The following is a 15,941-nucleotide window of genomic DNA, read 5'->3' as shown; positions in this document are numbered from 1 at the left end:
GCCTGGCAAGAGTGCCAGGTTCTCTGATTACTCGTCGCGACCATCCATCATGGTGCGCTTGAGGATGATGTACACCGCGCCAGTACCGCCGTGTTTGGCGACGCAGGAGCTGAAGCCCAGTACTTGCGGGTGCTGGCGTAGCCAGGTGTTCACGTGGCTCTTGATCATCGGCTTGCGCCCGTCCATGCGCACCGCCTTGCCGTGGGTGACGCGCACGCAGCGGATCTCCAGTTTGGTGGCTTCGGCAAGAAACTCCCACAGTGTGTCACGCGCCTTCTCGACGCTCATGCCGTGCAGGTCGAGGCTGCCGTCGAAGGGGATCTGGCCCAGCTTGAGCTTGCGCATCTGGCCGTCCTGCACGCCGTTACCAGCCCAGTACAACGGGTCTTCGGCGCCCACGTCGATGACGAACTGATCAGACAGGCCATCCACCTTGATCTCGCCCTGGCTGATGGTCGCAGCCTGGCGCAGGGTGTTGAACTGTTTACGGTCAGTTTTGGGTTTGCCGGTATCGGCGCGGTCGTGCTTGATCGGCTTGACGCCGCGCAGCTCGGCCTGGAACAGGGAAAAGTCGTCGTCTTGCATCGGTGGCTCCGCGAAACAGGCGAGCATTTTACCCAAATGCCAGCGGTGTAAGCGTAGAAAGACGAATTTGTAGGAGCCCGCTTGCGGGCGATCTTCAATTCTAGTTACACGCGCTGTGTTTTCGGCTGATCAGTCGCGCTTTTTCATCAGCGACGGCGATAGGCTCAAATCGCTGGGGCGACGCAGGCGTCTGCGGCAGCGACGCCAGAATGCGATGCCGGCCCACAACAGGAACAGACCGAATAACAGCAGGACGATAGCCTCGCCGGCGGAGTCGTTGAGCGCGCCCAGCACTGGCGCACGACCCGCCAGCGAGGCGACGCCGGCCATCGCCAGGAGAATACCGAAGGCGGCGAGCAGGGCGCCCAGGCCGGCTCCGATACGCAGGCGCCAGTTTCTCGGCTGGCGCGGGCGCAGGCGGCGTGCATCGAAATCGTCGGACAGCTTCATTCCGATTTCCTTTGGTTTATCGGCGGTATGACCGGCTGGTCGCACTCAGGTTCCGCAGCACAGGCAAGACTGCTACCGCTTTCACACCAGCGACTTGGCGTGCGGCACCAGGGTGGCGAAGTTATCGCCCAAGGCGATCATCTCGATGCGGTGCACTTCGGCGGCGGCAATCACGCTGCCATCCGGTGCGGGCAGGTCACGGGTAGCGCAGGCGGCATCGACCAGAGTGCAGCGGTAGCCATAGTCCTTGGCGGCGCGAACGGTGGTGCTGACGCTGGAGTGGGTCATGAAGCCGCAGACGATCAGGTCCAGGTGGCCGAGTGCCTGCAGGCGATCATGCAGCTCGGTGCCGGCAAAGGCGTTGGGCAGGCGTTTTTCCACCACGATTTCGCCTGCCAGTGGCGCTGCCTCCGGCAGATGACGACCGCGTGGGCCGCTGGGGTCGAGGAGGCCGCCCGGGATGCCAAGGTGCTTGACGTGAACGATGTCGGTGCCGGCGGCGCGGGCGGCTGCCAGCAGGCTGGCGATCTCCGCCAGTGCCGGGTCCAGGCCGGGAAGTGCCAGTACGCCGCTGCGGTATTCTTCCTGGGCATCGATGATCAGCAAGGTCGCATTGCTCAGGCTGGCCGCTGCGTGGCCACGGCCGGTGAGCTGGAACATGGTTTGCGGATGGGACATCTCGGGCTCCTGGCTGATGGTGATGATTTGCCATTGTCCGCTGGCCAGAGCGGTCTGTGAACCTCTATCTGCGCCAATACTTGCTCAGGGCATGCTGCGAGAGCAGAATCGGAACTGCCCCGAAGGAGTCAGGGTCGTACGCAAAAGGAGTTGCCATGTCGCTCTTGTCGCAGTTGTCCCCGCATTTCTGGCTTTTGTTCTCCATCGCCGTATCGGCCGCAGTGCTGCGCGAGTTGCGCCGCCCCGACGAGGATGCGGAACGCAAGAAACATAAAGGCTCGTGAGCGCTCGTTAATCCTACGTTCATGCGCTAGCTACCTGCACTGGGCTAAACTTCCGCACTTTTCATCCGGAGGCCGCCCGTGACCGCTCTCACTACCCGTTTACGCACCCTGCGTGATTACATCCGCTGGGCCGTCAGCCGTTTTCAGGCCGAGCAACTGTTCTTCGGCCACGGCACCGACAACGCCTGGGACGAGGCGCGCCAACTGGTGCTCGGCGCATTGCACCTGCCCTGGGAAATCTCCGACGCCTACCTCGATTGCCGCCTGGAAGACGACGAGCACGCCCACTTGCAGGCGTTGCTCCAGCGCCGAATCGAAGAACGTGTTCCTACTGCTTACCTGCTGGGCGAGGCCTGGTTCTGCGGTTTGCCCTTCGTGGTTGATGAGCGTGTGCTGGTGCCACGCTCGCCGATTGCCGAGCTGATCGACCGTCATTTCGCTCCCTGGCTGCCGACCGAACCGGCGCGCATTCTCGACCTGTGTACCGGCTCCGGCTGCATCGGTATCGCCTGTGCCTACGAATTCCTCGAAGCGGAAGTAGTGCTGGCCGATCTATCGTTCGACGCGCTGGAGGTGGCCAACCTCAACATCGAGCGCCACGGCCTGGAGCAGCGCGTTTACTGCGTGCAGGGCGACGGTTTCGCCGGGTTGCCCGGGCAGCGTTTCGACCTAATCGTCTCCAACCCGCCTTATGTCGACGCCGAAGATTTCGCCGACATGCCTGCCGAATACCAGCACGAGCCGGAGATAGGCCTCGCCTGCGGCGCTGACGGTCTGGATCTGGTACGGCGCATGCTGGCTGAGGCGGCCGACCACCTCACCGAGCGTGGTGTGCTGATCGTCGAGGTGGGCAACAGCCAGGTGCATGTCGAAGCGCTATACCCGGAAGTGGACTTCACCTGGCTCGACTTCCAGCGTGGCGGGCACGGCGTGTTCCTGCTGGCGGCCAAGCAGTGCCGCGAGCATCAGGAATTGTTTCGCTCGCGTATCGAGAGCTGATACCCCGGTGCGCACGACGGCGCACCCTGCGGATCCGGGCTACGAAGTTGAAATGGTATTCCCTCTCCCCAGCCCTCTCCCATGCATGGGAGAGGGCAGCGAGGTGTATCCAGCCGTGCTCAATCGACGAACAGATCCGGCACCAGGCTGCCGCCAGCGGGATCGAAGCGGTACTGCTCGAAATCGGTGACACCCCGCTCGCGCAGGATGTCCTCGTCGATAAGCAGGCGCCCCGTGAGGCTGCGGCCCTGGCTGGCCAGGATCGCGTGGGCCGCGTCGGCCATGATCGCCGGCGTGCGCGCGCGCTTGAAGGCGTCGCGGCTGCCTAGCTCGAACTCGATGGCGGCGGTGGCGATCATGGTTTTCGGCCACAGCGAGTTGACGCTGATGCCGTACTTCTTGAACTCCTCACTCATGCCCAGGGTGAGCATGCTCATGCCGTACTTGGTGACGGTGTAGGGGCCGTGTTGGCCGAACCATTTAGCGTCTAGGTTGAGTGGCGGCGAGAGGCTGATGATGTGCCCGCCCGCGCTTTGCTTGAGATAGGGCAGGGCCGCCTGGCTGCAGACCATCACCGCGCGGGTGTTGATCTGGTACATCAGGTCGAAACGCTTGGGTTCGAGTTTCTCCACGCCCACCAGCTTGATCGCCCCGGCGTTGTTAACCAGGGCGTCGATGCCGCCGAAATGCTCGGCGGCCTGGGCCATGGCCGCCGCCACGGCCTGTTCGTCGCGCACGTCCAGCTGCAGTGCCAGCGCCTTGCCGCCAGCGGCTTCGACCTCGGCGGCGACGCTGAAGATGGTGCCTTCGAGTTTTGGGTGCGGCTCGGCGCTCTTGGCCGCAATGACGATGTTGGCGCCATCGGCGGCGGCCTTGAGGGCGATCTCGCGGCCGATGCCACGGCTGGCGCCAGTGATGAACAGGGTCTTGCCGGAAAGTGACATGGGCGTGCTCCGGTATTGTTGTTATGAGGGAGGAGGGACTCTAATTGTGAGTTTCCGTCGCGGCTAAAGCCCCTCCCACAGCGATATTTCAGGCCCCTACAGCTTCGATTTCCACCAGCAACTGGCGATTCTTCACCTGGTCGCCCTGGCTCACGCCGACGCGGCGAACGATGCCGTCGACGCCAGCCTTGAGCGGGTGCTCCATCTTCATCGCTTCCAGCACCACCAGTAGTTGTCCCTTGCTCACGCTGGCGCCCTCGGCGATCAGTACGTCGACGATGGCGCCATCCATCGGTGCCTTCACCGCGCCGCTGCTGGCGGTGTTCTGGCCGCCGGCCGGCTCGTGGGTGACATCCACTAATTCCAGGTTGCCATGCTCACCATACAGCCGCAGGCGTTCGCCTTCGATGTGGTAAGCCTGGCGGCGGCGCACCCCGTCCAATTCCAGGGTCAGCCAGCGACCGTCGCTGGCCAGCAGGCGCAGGGACAGCTGTTCTTCGCCCCGACGCACGCAAAGGTGCGCTTGGGCGCCGCTGGCGAGCACGTCCAGCTCCACGGCGTGCTTGTGCTCGCCCTGCTTGAGAACGAAACGCCAGGGCGCACTGCCGGCGCTGCGCCAGCCAGACAGGCCAGGTTGGTGCGCACGGGCATCGGCCGAGACCTGGTAGAGCAGGGCAGCAGCCATGGCCAGCTCGGCCAGGCTGGCGGTATGAGGGTGCAGGCTGGGGTCATCCGCGAAGTGCTCGGCGATGAACGCCGTGGTGGCGTTGCCAGCGGCGAACTCCGGGTTCTTGAGCAGGTTGGCGAGGAAGCGCTGGTTGCCGTTGACGCCGAGCAGCACGCACTGCTCGACGGCGCGTACCAGCTTGCGCCGGGCTTCGTCACGGGTTTCACCGTAGGCGATGACCTTGGCCAGCATCGGATCGTAGAAGGGCGTGACGGCCTGGCCCTCGACCAGGCCGTGATCGATGCGCACACCGGCCAGCAGCTCGGGCTCCCAACGCAGCACCTGGCCGGTTTGCGGCAGGAAGCCGGCGGCCGAATCCTCGGCGTACAGGCGCACTTCCATGGCATGGCCGGTGAGGCGAATGTCGTCCTGCAGCAGCGGCAGGGGCTGGCCCTCGGCTACGCGAATCTGCCAGGCCACCAGATCCTGCCCGGTGATCAGCTCGGTCACCGGGTGCTCGACCTGCAGGCGTGTGTTCATTTCCAGGAAGAAGAATTCGCCGCTGGCGTCGAGCAGAAATTCCACGGTGCCGGCGCCGACGTAGTTGACCGAAGCTGCAGCCTTGACCGCCGCTTTACCCATGGCTTTGCGTAGCTCCGGCGTCATCACCGGGCAGGGTGCTTCCTCGACCACCTTTTGGTGGCGGCGTTGCACCGAGCAGTCACGCTCGCCGAGATAGACGATATTGCCGTGCTGGTCGCCGAACACCTGAATCTCCACGTGGCGTGGGCGGATCACTGCGCGTTCGAGGATCAGCTCACCGGAGCCGAAGGCGTTCTGCGCCTCCGAGCGGGCGGTGCGGATCTGCCCCAGCAGTTCGGCGGACTCTGCTACCTGCCGCATGCCGCGACCACCACCACCGGCGCTGGCCTTGATCATCAGCGGGTAGCCGATACGTTCGGCTTCGCTGGCCAGGGTGTCGTCATCCTGGGCGGCGCCTTCGTAGCCGGGGATGCAGGGCACGCCGGCTTCGAGCATGGCGATCTTGGACAGGCGCTTGCTACCCATCAGGTGGATGGCTTCCACGGTCGGGCCGATAAAGACGATGCCGGCTGCTTCACAGGCGCGGGCGAAATCGGCGTTCTCGGAGAGGAAGCCATAGCCGGGGTGGATGGCGTCGGCGCCGGTCTTGCGCGCGGCTTCGATGATGGCGTCGATGCGCAGGTAAGACTGGTTGACCTGCGCCGGGCCGATGCACACGGCTTCGTCGGCGATCTGCACGTGGCGGGCGTCGGCATCGGCCTCGGAGTACACCGCCACGGTGCGGTAGCCGAGTTCGATGGCGGTGCGCATCACCCGGCAGGCGATCTCGCCGCGGTTGGCGATCAGGATCTTGTTGAATGCGGGCATCTCTGTGCTCCTGCTGTGCTAGCTGGATGGTCTGTTCCGGATGGCATCCGGGTTACGTCAATTCATTCCCTCTCCCCTTGGGGAGAGGGTTAGGGAGAGGGGCTGCGCAAGGCCAAACCCTCTCCCCCAGCCCCTCTCCCGCAAGCGGGAGAGGGGAGTTTTACTGTGCCCATTTCGGCTTGCGCTTCTGCACGAAGGCCATGGTGCCCTCGACGCCTTCGGTGCCGGTCACGGCGGCGGCGAACTGCTCGGCAGCGCGGTCGAGCAGCGGGCCGAGTGCTTCACGTTCGCTAGCCAGCAGCAGGGCCTTGGTCTGGGCGTTGGCCTGTGGCGCGCATTGGCGAATCTGTTCCAGGGTCTCGTCCAGACGCTGCTGCAGGGCTGCGTCATCGTGCTCGCAGTAGTGCACCAGGCCCAGGCGCAGCGCCTCGCTGCCGTCGAAGCGGGCGGCGGTCAGGGCCAGGCGGCGGGTCTGGGTCAGGCCGATGCGGTGCACGACGAAGGGAGCGATCTGCGCTGGGAGGATGCCCAGCGTGGTTTCCGGCAGGCCGAACTTGGCGCCGCTGGCGGCGATGGCCACGTCGGAGACGCAGGCCAGGCCGAAGCCGCCACCCAGCACGGCGCCTTCCAGCACGGCAACCAGCACCTGCGGCGCGGCCTGGGCCTCTTCCAGCAGCGCACCGAAGGCGCGGTTCAGCTCGCGGTAGGCGTCCCCACCTTTGGCGCGGGCGCCAGCCATGTCCTTGATGTCGCCGCCGGCGCAGAAGTGGCCGCCGGCGCCGCGCAGAACGAGGGCGCGTACGTTCGGATCATGGCGCACGGCCTCCAGGGTGGCGCGCAGCTCGCTGACCATGGCCAGGCTCATGGCGTTGCGACTGTTCGGCCGGTTGAGGGTGACGTGCAGCACGCCACCGATGTAATTCAGCAGCAGGGTTTCGCAGTGGGGCAGATCGTTCATCGCATAGCCTCGGTGTAGGGCGGGTGAAACCCGCCGCACGGGATGAGTGGCAGGTCAGCCTTTCTTTTTCCCTGGCAGGATGCCCATCAGCTTGCAGATGATGCCGAGCATGATTTCGTCGGCGCCGCCGCCGATGCTGACCAGGCGCACGTCGCGGTAGGCGCGCGACACCGGGTTGTCCCACATGAAGCCCATGCCGCCCCAGTACTGCAGGCAGGCGTCGGACACTTCGCGGCCCAGGCGGCCGGCTTTGAGCTTGGCCATCGACGCCAGCTTGGTCACGTCGCGGCCCTTCACGTATTGCTCGGTGGCCTGGTAAACCAGTGCGCGCAGGCACTCGATGTCGGTTTGCAGCTCGGCCAGGCGGAAGTGGATGACCTGGTTGTCGATCAGCGGTTGGCCGAAGGTGTGGCGCTGCTTGCAGTAGTCGATGGTAGTGTCGACGCAGTGCTCCAGGCCCTTGATCATGTTGGCGGCGCCGAACAGGCGCTCTTCCTGAAACTGCAGCATCTGCATCATGAAACCGGCGCCTTCGTGGCCGATGCGATAGCGCTGCGGCACACGCACGTTGTCGAAGAACACCTGGGCGGTCTCGGAGCTGCGCATGCCGAGCTTGTCCAGGTGTGGGCTGACGGTGATGCCGGGCGTCTTCATCGGCACCACGATCAGCGACTTGTTGACGTGCGGCTTGTCGTCACTGGTATTGGCCAGCAGGCAGATGAAGTCGGCCGACGGCGAGTTGGTGATCCACATCTTGCTGCCGTTGATCACGTAGTCGTCGCCGTCCTTGCGGGCGGTGGTCTTCAGGCCCGCCACGTCGGAGCCGGCGCCGACCTCGGAGACGCCGATGCAGCCGACCATCTCGCCTGTGATGGCCGGACGCAGGAACTCTTCACGCAGCTCATCGGAGCCGAAGCGCGCCAAGGCCGGGGTACACATATCGGTCTGCACGCCGATGGACATCGGGATGCCGCCGCAATGGATGGTGCCGAACTCTTCGGCGGCGACGATGGAGTAGCTGTAGTCCAGACCCATGCCGCCGAATTTTTCCGGTTTGGAGATGCCCAGCAGGCCCAGCTCGCCGGCCTTCTTGAAAATTTCTTGGATGGGGAAACGGCCTTCCTTTTCCCACTCATCGACGTGCGGGTTGATTTCCTTGTCGACGAAGTTGCGGACGGTACGGCGGAGTTCTTCGTGCTCTTGAGTGAAGATCATTGTTGTTGTACTCCGTATCGAATGGGTCTGTAGGGCGGGTGAAACCCGCCACATGCTTGGCGGGTTTCACCCGCCCTACGTTTAAAATCTCGCGACGCCGAAACTGCTCTTCTTCAACGGCCGCAGGTTGGCTTCGGCGCAGATGTCCAGCAAAAAGCCCAGCAGCTTGCGGGTGTCACGCGGGTCGATCAGGCCGTCATCCCACAGGCTGGCGGTGCCGTACAGCGCGGTAGACTGGCTGTCGAGCTTCTGTGCGGTCACGGTTTCCAGCATGTCGAGCATCTTCGGGTCAGGCTCTTTGCCCTCCTTGGCGTGCTTGTCCTCGGTGACGATGCGCAGCACCTTGCCGGCCTGGGCACCGCCCATCACGGCGGTCTTGCTGTTGGGCCAGGCAAAGATGAAGCGAGGGTCGAGGCCACGGCCGCACATGGCGTAGTTGCCGGCGCCGTAGGAGCCGCCAACGACGATGGTGAGCTTGGGCACGGTGGCGTTGGCCACGGCCTGGATCATCTTCGAACCGTGTTTGATCACGCCGTTTTGTTCCGATTCCGTCCCGACCATGAAGCCGGTGGTGTTGTGGAAGAACAGGATCGGTGTGTTGCTCTGCTCGCACAGCTGGATGAACTGTGCCGCCTTGGCCGCGCCCTGTGGGGTGATCGGGCCGTTGTTACCGATGAAGCCGCAGGCCTGGCCTTCTATCTGCAGGTGGCCGCAGACGGTCTGGCTATCGAACTCGTTCTTGAAGTCGAGGAACTCCGAGCCATCGGCGATGCGCGCGATGATCTCGCGCACGTCGTAGGGCTTCTTGGCGTCGGCCGGCACCAGGCCGAGCAGTTCCTCGGCCGGGTACAGCGGTTTGCGCCAGCTTTTTACCGGACGTGCCGGCAACTGCTGGTTCCACGGCAGCATGGCGAGAATCTCGCGTGCCAGGCGCACGCCGTCGGCGTCGTTCTCGGCCAGGTACTCGGCGGTGCCGGCGACCTGAGCGTGCATCTCGGCGCCGCCGAGTTGCTCGTCGGTGGCGATCTCGCCGGTGGCGGCCTTGAGCAGGGGCGGGCCGGCGAGGAACATCTTGGCCTTGCCGCGCACCACCACCACGTAGTCCGACAGGCCGGGCTGGTAGGCCCCGCCAGCGGTGCTGGAGCCATGCACCACGGTGATCTGCGGCAGGCCCATGGCGGACATGCGCGCCTGGTTGGCGAAGCCGCGCGCACCTTCGACGAAGATGTCGGCGGCGTAGTTGAGGTTGGCGCCGCCGCTCTCGGCCAGGGTCACTACCGGCAGCTTGTTCTCGAAGGCAATCTGCTGCAGGCGCAGGGATTTCTTCAGGCCCGTGGGGGAGATGGTGCCGCCCTTGATCGCGCTGTTGTTGGCGATCACCAGGCAACGCACGCCGGCGATGTAGCCGATACCGGCGATCAGGCCGCCGCCGGCCTGGCTGCCGTCCTTGTCGTCGTGCAGCTTGTAGCCGGCCAGCGAGGCCAGTTCGAGAAAGGGCGCGCCGGCATCGAGCAGCAGGTTGATGCGCTCACGCGGCAGCAACTGGCCGCGCTTGTCGAACTTGACCTTGGCCTCCTGCGCCGTGTCCAGCACCTTCTGTTCCACGTCGCGGAAGGTCGCGATGGCCGCCAGCATGGCTTCGCGGTTCTGCGCGAAGGCTTCGCCATGCACATCGATTTCCGATTGGATCACGGGCATCGTCTTACTCCTGATCTTTCAGTACATCGGGCAGGTAGGCCCGATGGAAGCCGTTGTAGGGCTCGCTGTTTTTCGCCTTGCCCAGCGTCCAGGCACGGGTGCCCTGGCTGGCGGCGCCATCGATGCGGATGGTGTTGCCGCTGATGAAGTTGGCGCCTGGGCTGAGCAGGAAGACGATGGCCGCGGCCACCTCGGACTCGCTGCCGATGCGCTGCAGCGGCACGTGATCCTTGAGGTTGCGGATCATGCTCTTCATCGACTCGGGGTAGGTGTCCATGCCGCTGGAGGCGATCCAGCCCGGCGCTACGGCGTTGACCCGCACGCCGGCGTGGCCCCATTCGTAGGCGGCGGTCTTGGTGAAGTTCTCCATGCCGGCCCGCGCCGCGCCGGAGTGGCCCATGCCGGGCATGCCGCCCCACATGTCGGCGAGCATGTTGACTATGCTGCCACCGTGCTTGCTCATGCTCTGCAGGAAGACTTCCTTGGCCACCAGAAAACCGCCCACCAGGTTGGTGCGCACCACGGTCTCGAAGCCTTTCTGGTTGATGCCGATCAGCGGCGCGGGGAACTGGCCACCTGCATTGTTCACAAGCTGGTGGATGCGCCCGCGTTGCTCGATCACTGCACCGACCATGGCCTTTACCGCGTCTTCGTCACGGATATCGCAGACCTGGAAGCTGGCGCTGCCGCCGTCCTCGGTGATCTCGGCGCAGGTCTTTTCCAGCTTTTCCTGTTTGCGCCCGACCAGCACCACATGGGCGCCGAGGTGGGCCAGCTCGTGGGCCACGCAGCGGCCGATGCCGCTACCGCCGCCGGTGACCAGAATGGTCTGTTCATTGAACAGGCCAGGTTTGAATACGGAGTCGTAGCTCATTGTTGTTGTTGTCCTGAGTGATTGCGGTGCGCGTTGCGCGCTACGAGACGGTTGCAGTGTTCAGGCTGTCGGCCAGTGCCTTGGGCACCGGCACCGGAAATTCCAGCAGTTGCTGGGCGAACGCCTTGCCCTGCGGGTCGATGCGCAGGCTGGCGACGCCACCACCGCCCAGTGCGTTTTCCAGCAGGAAGTTGAGGCTGTGGCTGCCCGGCAGGTACCAGCGGCTGACGCGGCCCTGTTCGGCGTCCAGGGTATGCACCATCCAGTTGGCCACGGCTTCGGGCGTCAACGCAGCGGCGATCCATGCCAGGTATTCGGGTTTTCTGGCCATCACGCCGATGTTGCTGTGATTGCCCTTGTCGCCGGAGCGAGCGACGGCCAGGCGGATCAGCGGCACGGCAGCGTCGGCTTCACCCATCGGTACGGGCAGAGCGGCTGGCGCACGGAGTTGGGCAGGGTCGAAGGTATCGATCTGCGGCAGGGCGACCGGCTGGCGCTCGCCGTCGATTTCGACGCTCAGGGCGCAGGCACTCTTGTCCACCAGGAAGCTGAACAGGCGGATCACCGGGTAGACGGTGGGGCGGCCACCGACGATGCCGGTCAGACCCGGCGCCATGCCGGTGGCAGCTTGGGCGATCTCGCGGGAGAACAGGATCAGTGCCTCCTTCTTGGCATGGCGTGCGGCGATCTTCACCACCACTTCGCGGCTGTACGTGCGATGGGCATGGGCGCCATAAGTGGCTTCGCTGCCGAGCAGCTCAACACTGACTTCCTGATAACGGCCCCAGCCGCGCTCGGCGAACAGCTCTTCGGTCTTGTTGATGATCGCCTCGGCAACGCGCTCAGCCTTGGCCACCGCATCGATGCCAGCCAGCAGGAAGCTGGCGGTGCAGCGGAAACCGTCCGGGTGGGTGGCGCTGACCTTGTACTGATCGGTGGGCGGCAGACCGCGCGCGCCCTGCAGCTGTACGCGGTTGTCGCCGACCTGGCTCAGCTCGACCAGGGTGAAGTCGCAGATCACGTCCGGCAGCAGATAAGCGCGCGGATCGCCGATCTCGTAGAGCATCTGCTCGCCAACGGTAAAAGGCGTGACCAAGCCGCCGGAACCCTCCGGCTTGGTCACGACGAAACGGCCATCGTCCTCGACTTCGACGATGGGGAAACCGATGTGCTCGTAATCCGGTACGTCGCGCCAGTCGGTGAAGTTGCCACCGGTGCACTGCGCGCCGCATTCGATGATGTGCCCGGCCAGCGCGGCCTGGGCCAGCTTGTCGTAGTCGTTCCAGGCCCAGCCGAACTCGTGCACCAGAGCGGCGCTGACCACCGCGCTGTCGACCACGCGGCCAGTGATGACGATATCGGCCCCCTGTTCCAGCGCGCCGACGATGCCCGGCGCGCCCAGGTAGGCGTTGACCGACACGCAGAAGGGCGGCAATGCGGCGCCGGTGAACATCTCGCGGGTGCCGGCCTTGACCAGCTCGCCAAGCTTGGGCTGCAGGTTGTCGCCGTGCAGCACGGCAATCTTCAGGTTCACCCCAGCCTGTTCGCAGGCTGCGCTCAGGGCCGCAGCGCAGGCCATCGGGTTGACCCCGCCTGCGTTACTGATGACGCGGGTTTTCTTCGCTGCCAGTTCGCCGAGCAGAGGCGCCAGCACCTCGACGAAGTCGCGGGCGTAGCCGTCATCCGGCTTCTTCATGCGGGCGCCGGCCATGATCGACATGGTGATCTCGGCCAGGTAGTCGAACACCAGATAATCCAGTTCGGCGCCGCGAACCAGTTGAGCGGCGGCTGTGGAAGTGTCGCCCCAGAAAGCGGAGGCGCAGCCGATGCGTACGGTTTTGGTCATTGGAATTGGCCCGCCACACATTTGAGAAGGTGAGTCCACACTACCAAGCAAGCGCTTGGTTGAAAAGTGGCGAAAGACGACAATTCGGCCAAAAATGCGCCCAAGCGCTTGCTTGGTCAGCTGGCGCCGCATACATTTCATCAAGCAAGACAAGCACTTGCCGGCAGCATGAAGAATTAATCAGAACAATCGCCGAGCAGGGCAATCAGGGGAGAAGTCAGCGTGGACGAACACAGAGCCCGGGCCGTGATGCAGGAGCTGGTCGATAGCGGCCAGGTGACCGATCCGGACAGTGCCCGCGGCAAGCTGCTGCAGATGGCTGCCCACCTGTTCCGCAGCAAGGGTTACGAGCGCACCACGGTGCGTGATCTGGCCGCCGCCATAGGCATCCAATCGGGCAGCATCTTTCACCACTTCAAGAGCAAGGACGAAATTCTGCGCTCGGTGATGGAGGAAACCATCGTTTACAACACTGCACTGATGCGCTCCGCGCTGGCAGAGGCGCAAGGCACGCGCGAGCGCTTGCTGGCACTGATCCGCTGCGAGTTGCAGTCGATCATGGGCGGTACCGGCGAGGCCATGGCCGTGCTGGTATACGAATGGCGTTCACTATCAGACGACGGCCAGGCGCAGGTGCTGGCCTTGCGTGATACCTACGAGCAGATCTGGCTGGCCGTGCTGGGCGAGGCGCGCGATGCCGGTTATTTCAAGGGCGACCCCTTCATTCAGCGGCGTTTTCTCACGGGAGCGCTGAGCTGGACCAACACCTGGTTCCGCTCGCAAGGACCGATGAGCCTGGATCAACTGGCCGAAGAAGCGTTGTCATTGGTCTGTAAGGAAGCTTGAGCGATTTCGGCTAGGCTAGTAGCAACTGCCGGTTTTCGGCTCGAACACGGGCGCAGGGGTGTACCCGTGTTGTGATCCGTGACGAGAGGTCGAGTTTGCGCGCACTAGCTTTCTGCCTGTTGTCCTGTCTTGCGCTGCTGCATGTGCCTGCTGCCGTTGCGGTCGAGGAGGTGCGTGTCGGCGGTTATCACTTCCCGCCTTACCTGGATAAACCTGAATCGCAGCACCCGCAAGGTCTGGTACCCGAGTTGCTGCAAGCGCTCAACGCGGCGCAGCAGCGGTATCGCTTCGTCCTGGTGCCGACCTCGGCAACCCGCCGTTACCGCGACCTGGAGAGCGGCCGCTTCGATCTGATGTTTTTCGAGTCCAGCCGTTGGGGGTGGCAGGGCACTTCATACCTGGCCTTGGGGTTGGATATCGATGATGCGGAAGTTTATGTTGCTGCGGCTGAGCGGGGGCGCGGCCAGGAGTATTTCGAGGACCTTAGCGACAAGCGCATGGCGCTCTATAACGGCTATCACTACGGCTTCGCTGGGTTCGATGCCGACCCTGACTATCTTGCGCGCACCTTCAACGCGGTGCTGACCTACTCCCACGATAGCAACGTGCGCATACTGCTGGCGCGACGGGCCGATGTCGCAGTGGTGACGCGTTCATACCTGGAATCGTTTCTGGCCCGACACCCGGAAATACTGCCTGAGCTTCTGGTATCCGAGCGCCTGGACCAGCTCTATCACCATCAGGTTCTGCTGCGGCCGAAGGGGGCTTTGAGTCCTGCCGAGGTGGCGGAATTGCTCGGTCAGTTACAAGCCAATGGCGAGCTATCCAGGCTACTTGGACGGTATCGTCTGACATTAGGCGGCAAAGTGTCTGCGCAGTGAAAATCCATCTAGTCGGTCAGGAGAGACTGGAGTAGGCTGCACCACACTAGAAGAAGGATTTTTTGGGGATTCGACATGCGGCATTCGCGGCGCTGGGTTCATGAGTGTTGGGCTGCCTTGGGTCTATTGTTTGCCAGTTCTCTCTACGCTGCCGAGGTCGTCAAGGTCGGCGGTGCGCACTTCCCTCCGTACGTCATCAAATCCAACCTGCAAGAGTCGAGCGGCTTATTGCCGCAGTTGCTCGACGCGCTCAATCAAGAACAGGCCGAATACCATTTCACCATGCTGCCCACGGCCATTGTGCGTCGCTTTAGCGACCTGCAACGAGGGCGTATCGACATGGCGATTTTCGAGAATCCGCAGTGGGGTTGGCAGGACATCGACGCCGAGGCCGTAGACATGGGGCTGGAAGACGCCGAGTTATTCGTCGCCAGAGTGGAAGAGCGGCGCGGCCAGGAGTACTTCGAGCAGCTCGAAGGCAAACGTCTGGCGCTCTACCGCGGTTATCACTACGGCTTTGCCCAGTTCAACAGTGACCCGGAGTTTCTTACCCGCACCTTCAATGCCAATCTCGGCCACTCTCACGACAGCAACCTGCTGATGGTGGTGCGCGGGCGTGCGGATGTGGCGTTGGTGACCCGCTCCAACCTTTACGACTTCGTTGAGCGTAATCGCGAGCATGCGCGCAAGCTGCTGATTTCGGAGGGGGTCGATCAGGTCTACCGTCATCACGCGATGATCCGTCCCGGCGCCCCGATAAGCCCTGAACGCTTCGCCGCCTTGCTCGAGCGGCTACGGGTAAAAGGCGAATTGCAGCGCATCTTTTCGCCTTACCGTATAGCTGTCATGCCAGTCGTAGCGGATAACTCAACAGCACTAGATGCAGCAGATTGACTGCTGCGTGCAGGGCAATGGCCAGGCTAATGCGGCCGCTGTAGTGAAAGGCCAGCCCATAACCCAGCCCTGCGCAGGTCGCCACCACGGCAAATAGCGTGCTGAAGGGCAGGTGGGCTGCGCCGAAAAGACCCGCCGTCAACAGCAAACCAGGCCATATGCCCAGACGCTTGATCAAGGCGTTTTGCAGCAGACCGCGAAAGAGCAACTCTTCCGCCAGCACCGCTACGCCGAGATTGACCGCCAGCCACAGCAGCAGGCCCTGTGGCCATTTGGGTTGCCAGGCGACCAGGCCCAGCGCCATGGCCAGCAGCGGCACCAGCAGCAAGGTGGCGATGCACGCCAGCCAGGCATTTTTCAGCGAGTTCACGGGGTTGCGCGGTTGCCCCAGCCACCAGGCGAGCAGGGAGGTTCCCAGCAGCAGTTTGTCCCAGGACAGGCGCAGCGCGTAGGGCGCGGCGTCCGGGCTGATGGGACGCGGTTGCCACAGTTGCCAGGGGCTGAACCCCGGTACGAGATGTGCCGCCAGGGCGATGCCACCGAGCAATATCAGGGGCAGCCATAGCCAGTTCGGCATATGCCGTTTGCCTATCAGCAGGAGTAGGACGAACAAACTGCCCAACAGTAGCCCGATGGGGTCGATGAAGCCCAGCCCCGTGCCCAGGGCGAGGGTGAGGGCAGGAAACAGCAAGCGCAGATGCAGGGGCATGGC

At 63.8% G+C, this 15,941-nt stretch carries 16 protein-coding genes; 5 read left to right on the top strand and 11 right to left on the bottom strand.

What is annotated here, in order from left to right:
- Window positions 1-27: 27 nt before the first annotated feature.
- From ACNFCJ_RS13840 to ACNFCJ_RS13830, 3 genes are all read right to left on the bottom strand, one after another.
- On the bottom strand, window positions 28-585 hold the full coding sequence (locus tag ACNFCJ_RS13840; RefSeq protein ID WP_143506300.1) for a Smr/MutS family protein: 558 nt from the start codon (window positions 583-585) through the stop codon (window positions 28-30).
- A 129-nt stretch (window positions 586-714) separates the two neighbouring features.
- Window positions 715-1,035 carry a hypothetical protein gene (locus ACNFCJ_RS13835; protein WP_143506301.1) on the bottom strand — a complete coding sequence of 107 codons (321 nt, stop codon included), beginning with the start codon at window positions 1,033-1,035 and terminating at the stop codon, window positions 715-717.
- 81 nt (window positions 1,036-1,116) lie between these two features.
- On the bottom strand, window positions 1,117-1,713 hold the full coding sequence (locus tag ACNFCJ_RS13830; protein ID WP_143506302.1) for a cysteine hydrolase family protein: 597 nt from the start codon (window positions 1,711-1,713) through the stop codon (window positions 1,117-1,119).
- 155 nt (window positions 1,714-1,868) lie between these two features.
- On the opposite strand from ACNFCJ_RS13830, the gene ACNFCJ_RS13825 reads away from it, so the two are divergent.
- Window positions 1,869-1,997 (top strand): hypothetical protein, encoded by a 129-nt coding sequence (locus ACNFCJ_RS13825; RefSeq protein ID WP_343349941.1) that lies wholly within the window; start codon window positions 1,869-1,871, stop codon window positions 1,995-1,997.
- Between the two features lie 78 nt (window positions 1,998-2,075).
- Window positions 2,076-2,996: a 50S ribosomal protein L3 N(5)-glutamine methyltransferase gene (gene prmB / locus ACNFCJ_RS13820; protein ID WP_343349942.1), complete on the top strand. Its 921-nt coding sequence runs from the start codon at window positions 2,076-2,078 to the stop codon at window positions 2,994-2,996.
- Window positions 2,997-3,115: 119 nt separating this feature from the next.
- Here the strand turns inward: prmB and ACNFCJ_RS13815 are convergent, their stop codons facing one another.
- From ACNFCJ_RS13815 to ACNFCJ_RS13785, 7 genes are all read right to left on the bottom strand, one after another.
- Window positions 3,116-3,940: an SDR family oxidoreductase gene (locus ACNFCJ_RS13815; RefSeq protein WP_416771917.1), complete on the bottom strand. Its 825-nt coding sequence runs from the start codon at window positions 3,938-3,940 to the stop codon at window positions 3,116-3,118.
- Window positions 3,941-4,028: 88 nt separating this feature from the next.
- Window positions 4,029-6,017: an acetyl/propionyl/methylcrotonyl-CoA carboxylase subunit alpha gene (locus ACNFCJ_RS13810; RefSeq protein WP_416771915.1), complete on the bottom strand. Its 1,989-nt coding sequence runs from the start codon at window positions 6,015-6,017 to the stop codon at window positions 4,029-4,031.
- A gap of 160 nt (window positions 6,018-6,177) precedes the next feature.
- Window positions 6,178-6,975, bottom strand: a complete 798-nt coding sequence (gene atuE / locus ACNFCJ_RS13805; protein WP_416771913.1) for an isohexenylglutaconyl-CoA hydratase — start codon at window positions 6,973-6,975, stop codon at window positions 6,178-6,180.
- Window positions 6,976-7,029: 54 nt separating this feature from the next.
- Window positions 7,030-8,190, bottom strand: coding sequence for a citronellyl-CoA dehydrogenase (gene atuD / locus ACNFCJ_RS13800; RefSeq protein WP_343349946.1), 1,161 nt, complete (start codon window positions 8,188-8,190; stop codon window positions 7,030-7,032).
- Between the two features lie 81 nt (window positions 8,191-8,271).
- Window positions 8,272-9,888, bottom strand: coding sequence for a geranyl-CoA carboxylase subunit beta (gene atuC / locus ACNFCJ_RS13795; protein WP_416771912.1), 1,617 nt, complete (start codon window positions 9,886-9,888; stop codon window positions 8,272-8,274).
- Window positions 9,889-9,892: 4 nt separating this feature from the next.
- Window positions 9,893-10,762, bottom strand: coding sequence for an SDR family oxidoreductase (locus ACNFCJ_RS13790; RefSeq protein ID WP_416771910.1), 870 nt, complete (start codon window positions 10,760-10,762; stop codon window positions 9,893-9,895).
- Between the two features lie 40 nt (window positions 10,763-10,802).
- The gene (locus ACNFCJ_RS13785) at window positions 10,803-12,608 is read right to left on the bottom strand and encodes an acyclic terpene utilization AtuA family protein (protein ID WP_416771908.1); all 1,806 of its coding nucleotides are present in this window, start codon (window positions 12,606-12,608) and stop codon (window positions 10,803-10,805) included.
- 222 nt (window positions 12,609-12,830) lie between these two features.
- Here ACNFCJ_RS13785 and ACNFCJ_RS13780 point away from each other — a divergent pair, with 222 nt between their 5' ends.
- From ACNFCJ_RS13780 to ACNFCJ_RS13770, 3 genes are all read left to right on the top strand, one after another.
- The gene (locus tag ACNFCJ_RS13780; protein WP_416771906.1) at window positions 12,831-13,454 is read left to right on the top strand and encodes a TetR/AcrR family transcriptional regulator; all 624 of its coding nucleotides are present in this window, start codon (window positions 12,831-12,833) and stop codon (window positions 13,452-13,454) included.
- A gap of 95 nt (window positions 13,455-13,549) precedes the next feature.
- Window positions 13,550-14,335, top strand: coding sequence for a substrate-binding periplasmic protein (locus ACNFCJ_RS13775; protein WP_416771905.1), 786 nt, complete (start codon window positions 13,550-13,552; stop codon window positions 14,333-14,335).
- Between the two features lie 75 nt (window positions 14,336-14,410).
- Window positions 14,411-15,229, top strand: a complete 819-nt coding sequence (locus ACNFCJ_RS13770; RefSeq protein WP_416771903.1) for a substrate-binding periplasmic protein — start codon at window positions 14,411-14,413, stop codon at window positions 15,227-15,229.
- Here the strand turns inward: ACNFCJ_RS13770 and ACNFCJ_RS13765 are convergent.
- Entirely contained in the window at window positions 15,180-15,938 is a 759-nt protein-coding gene (locus ACNFCJ_RS13765) for a CPBP family intramembrane glutamic endopeptidase (RefSeq protein ID WP_416771901.1), read from the bottom strand. The two genes, ACNFCJ_RS13770 and ACNFCJ_RS13765, sit on opposite strands and share 50 nt — an antisense overlap.
- Window positions 15,939-15,941 lie beyond the last annotated feature (3 nt).

It is taken from the genome of Pseudomonas sp. NY15364 (assembly GCF_048068235.1).
Classification (GTDB): domain Bacteria; phylum Pseudomonadota; class Gammaproteobacteria; order Pseudomonadales; family Pseudomonadaceae; genus Aquipseudomonas; species Aquipseudomonas mendocina_D.
Note: the sequence above shows the minus strand (reverse complement) of the source record. Positions and strands in the feature narration are given on the sequence as shown.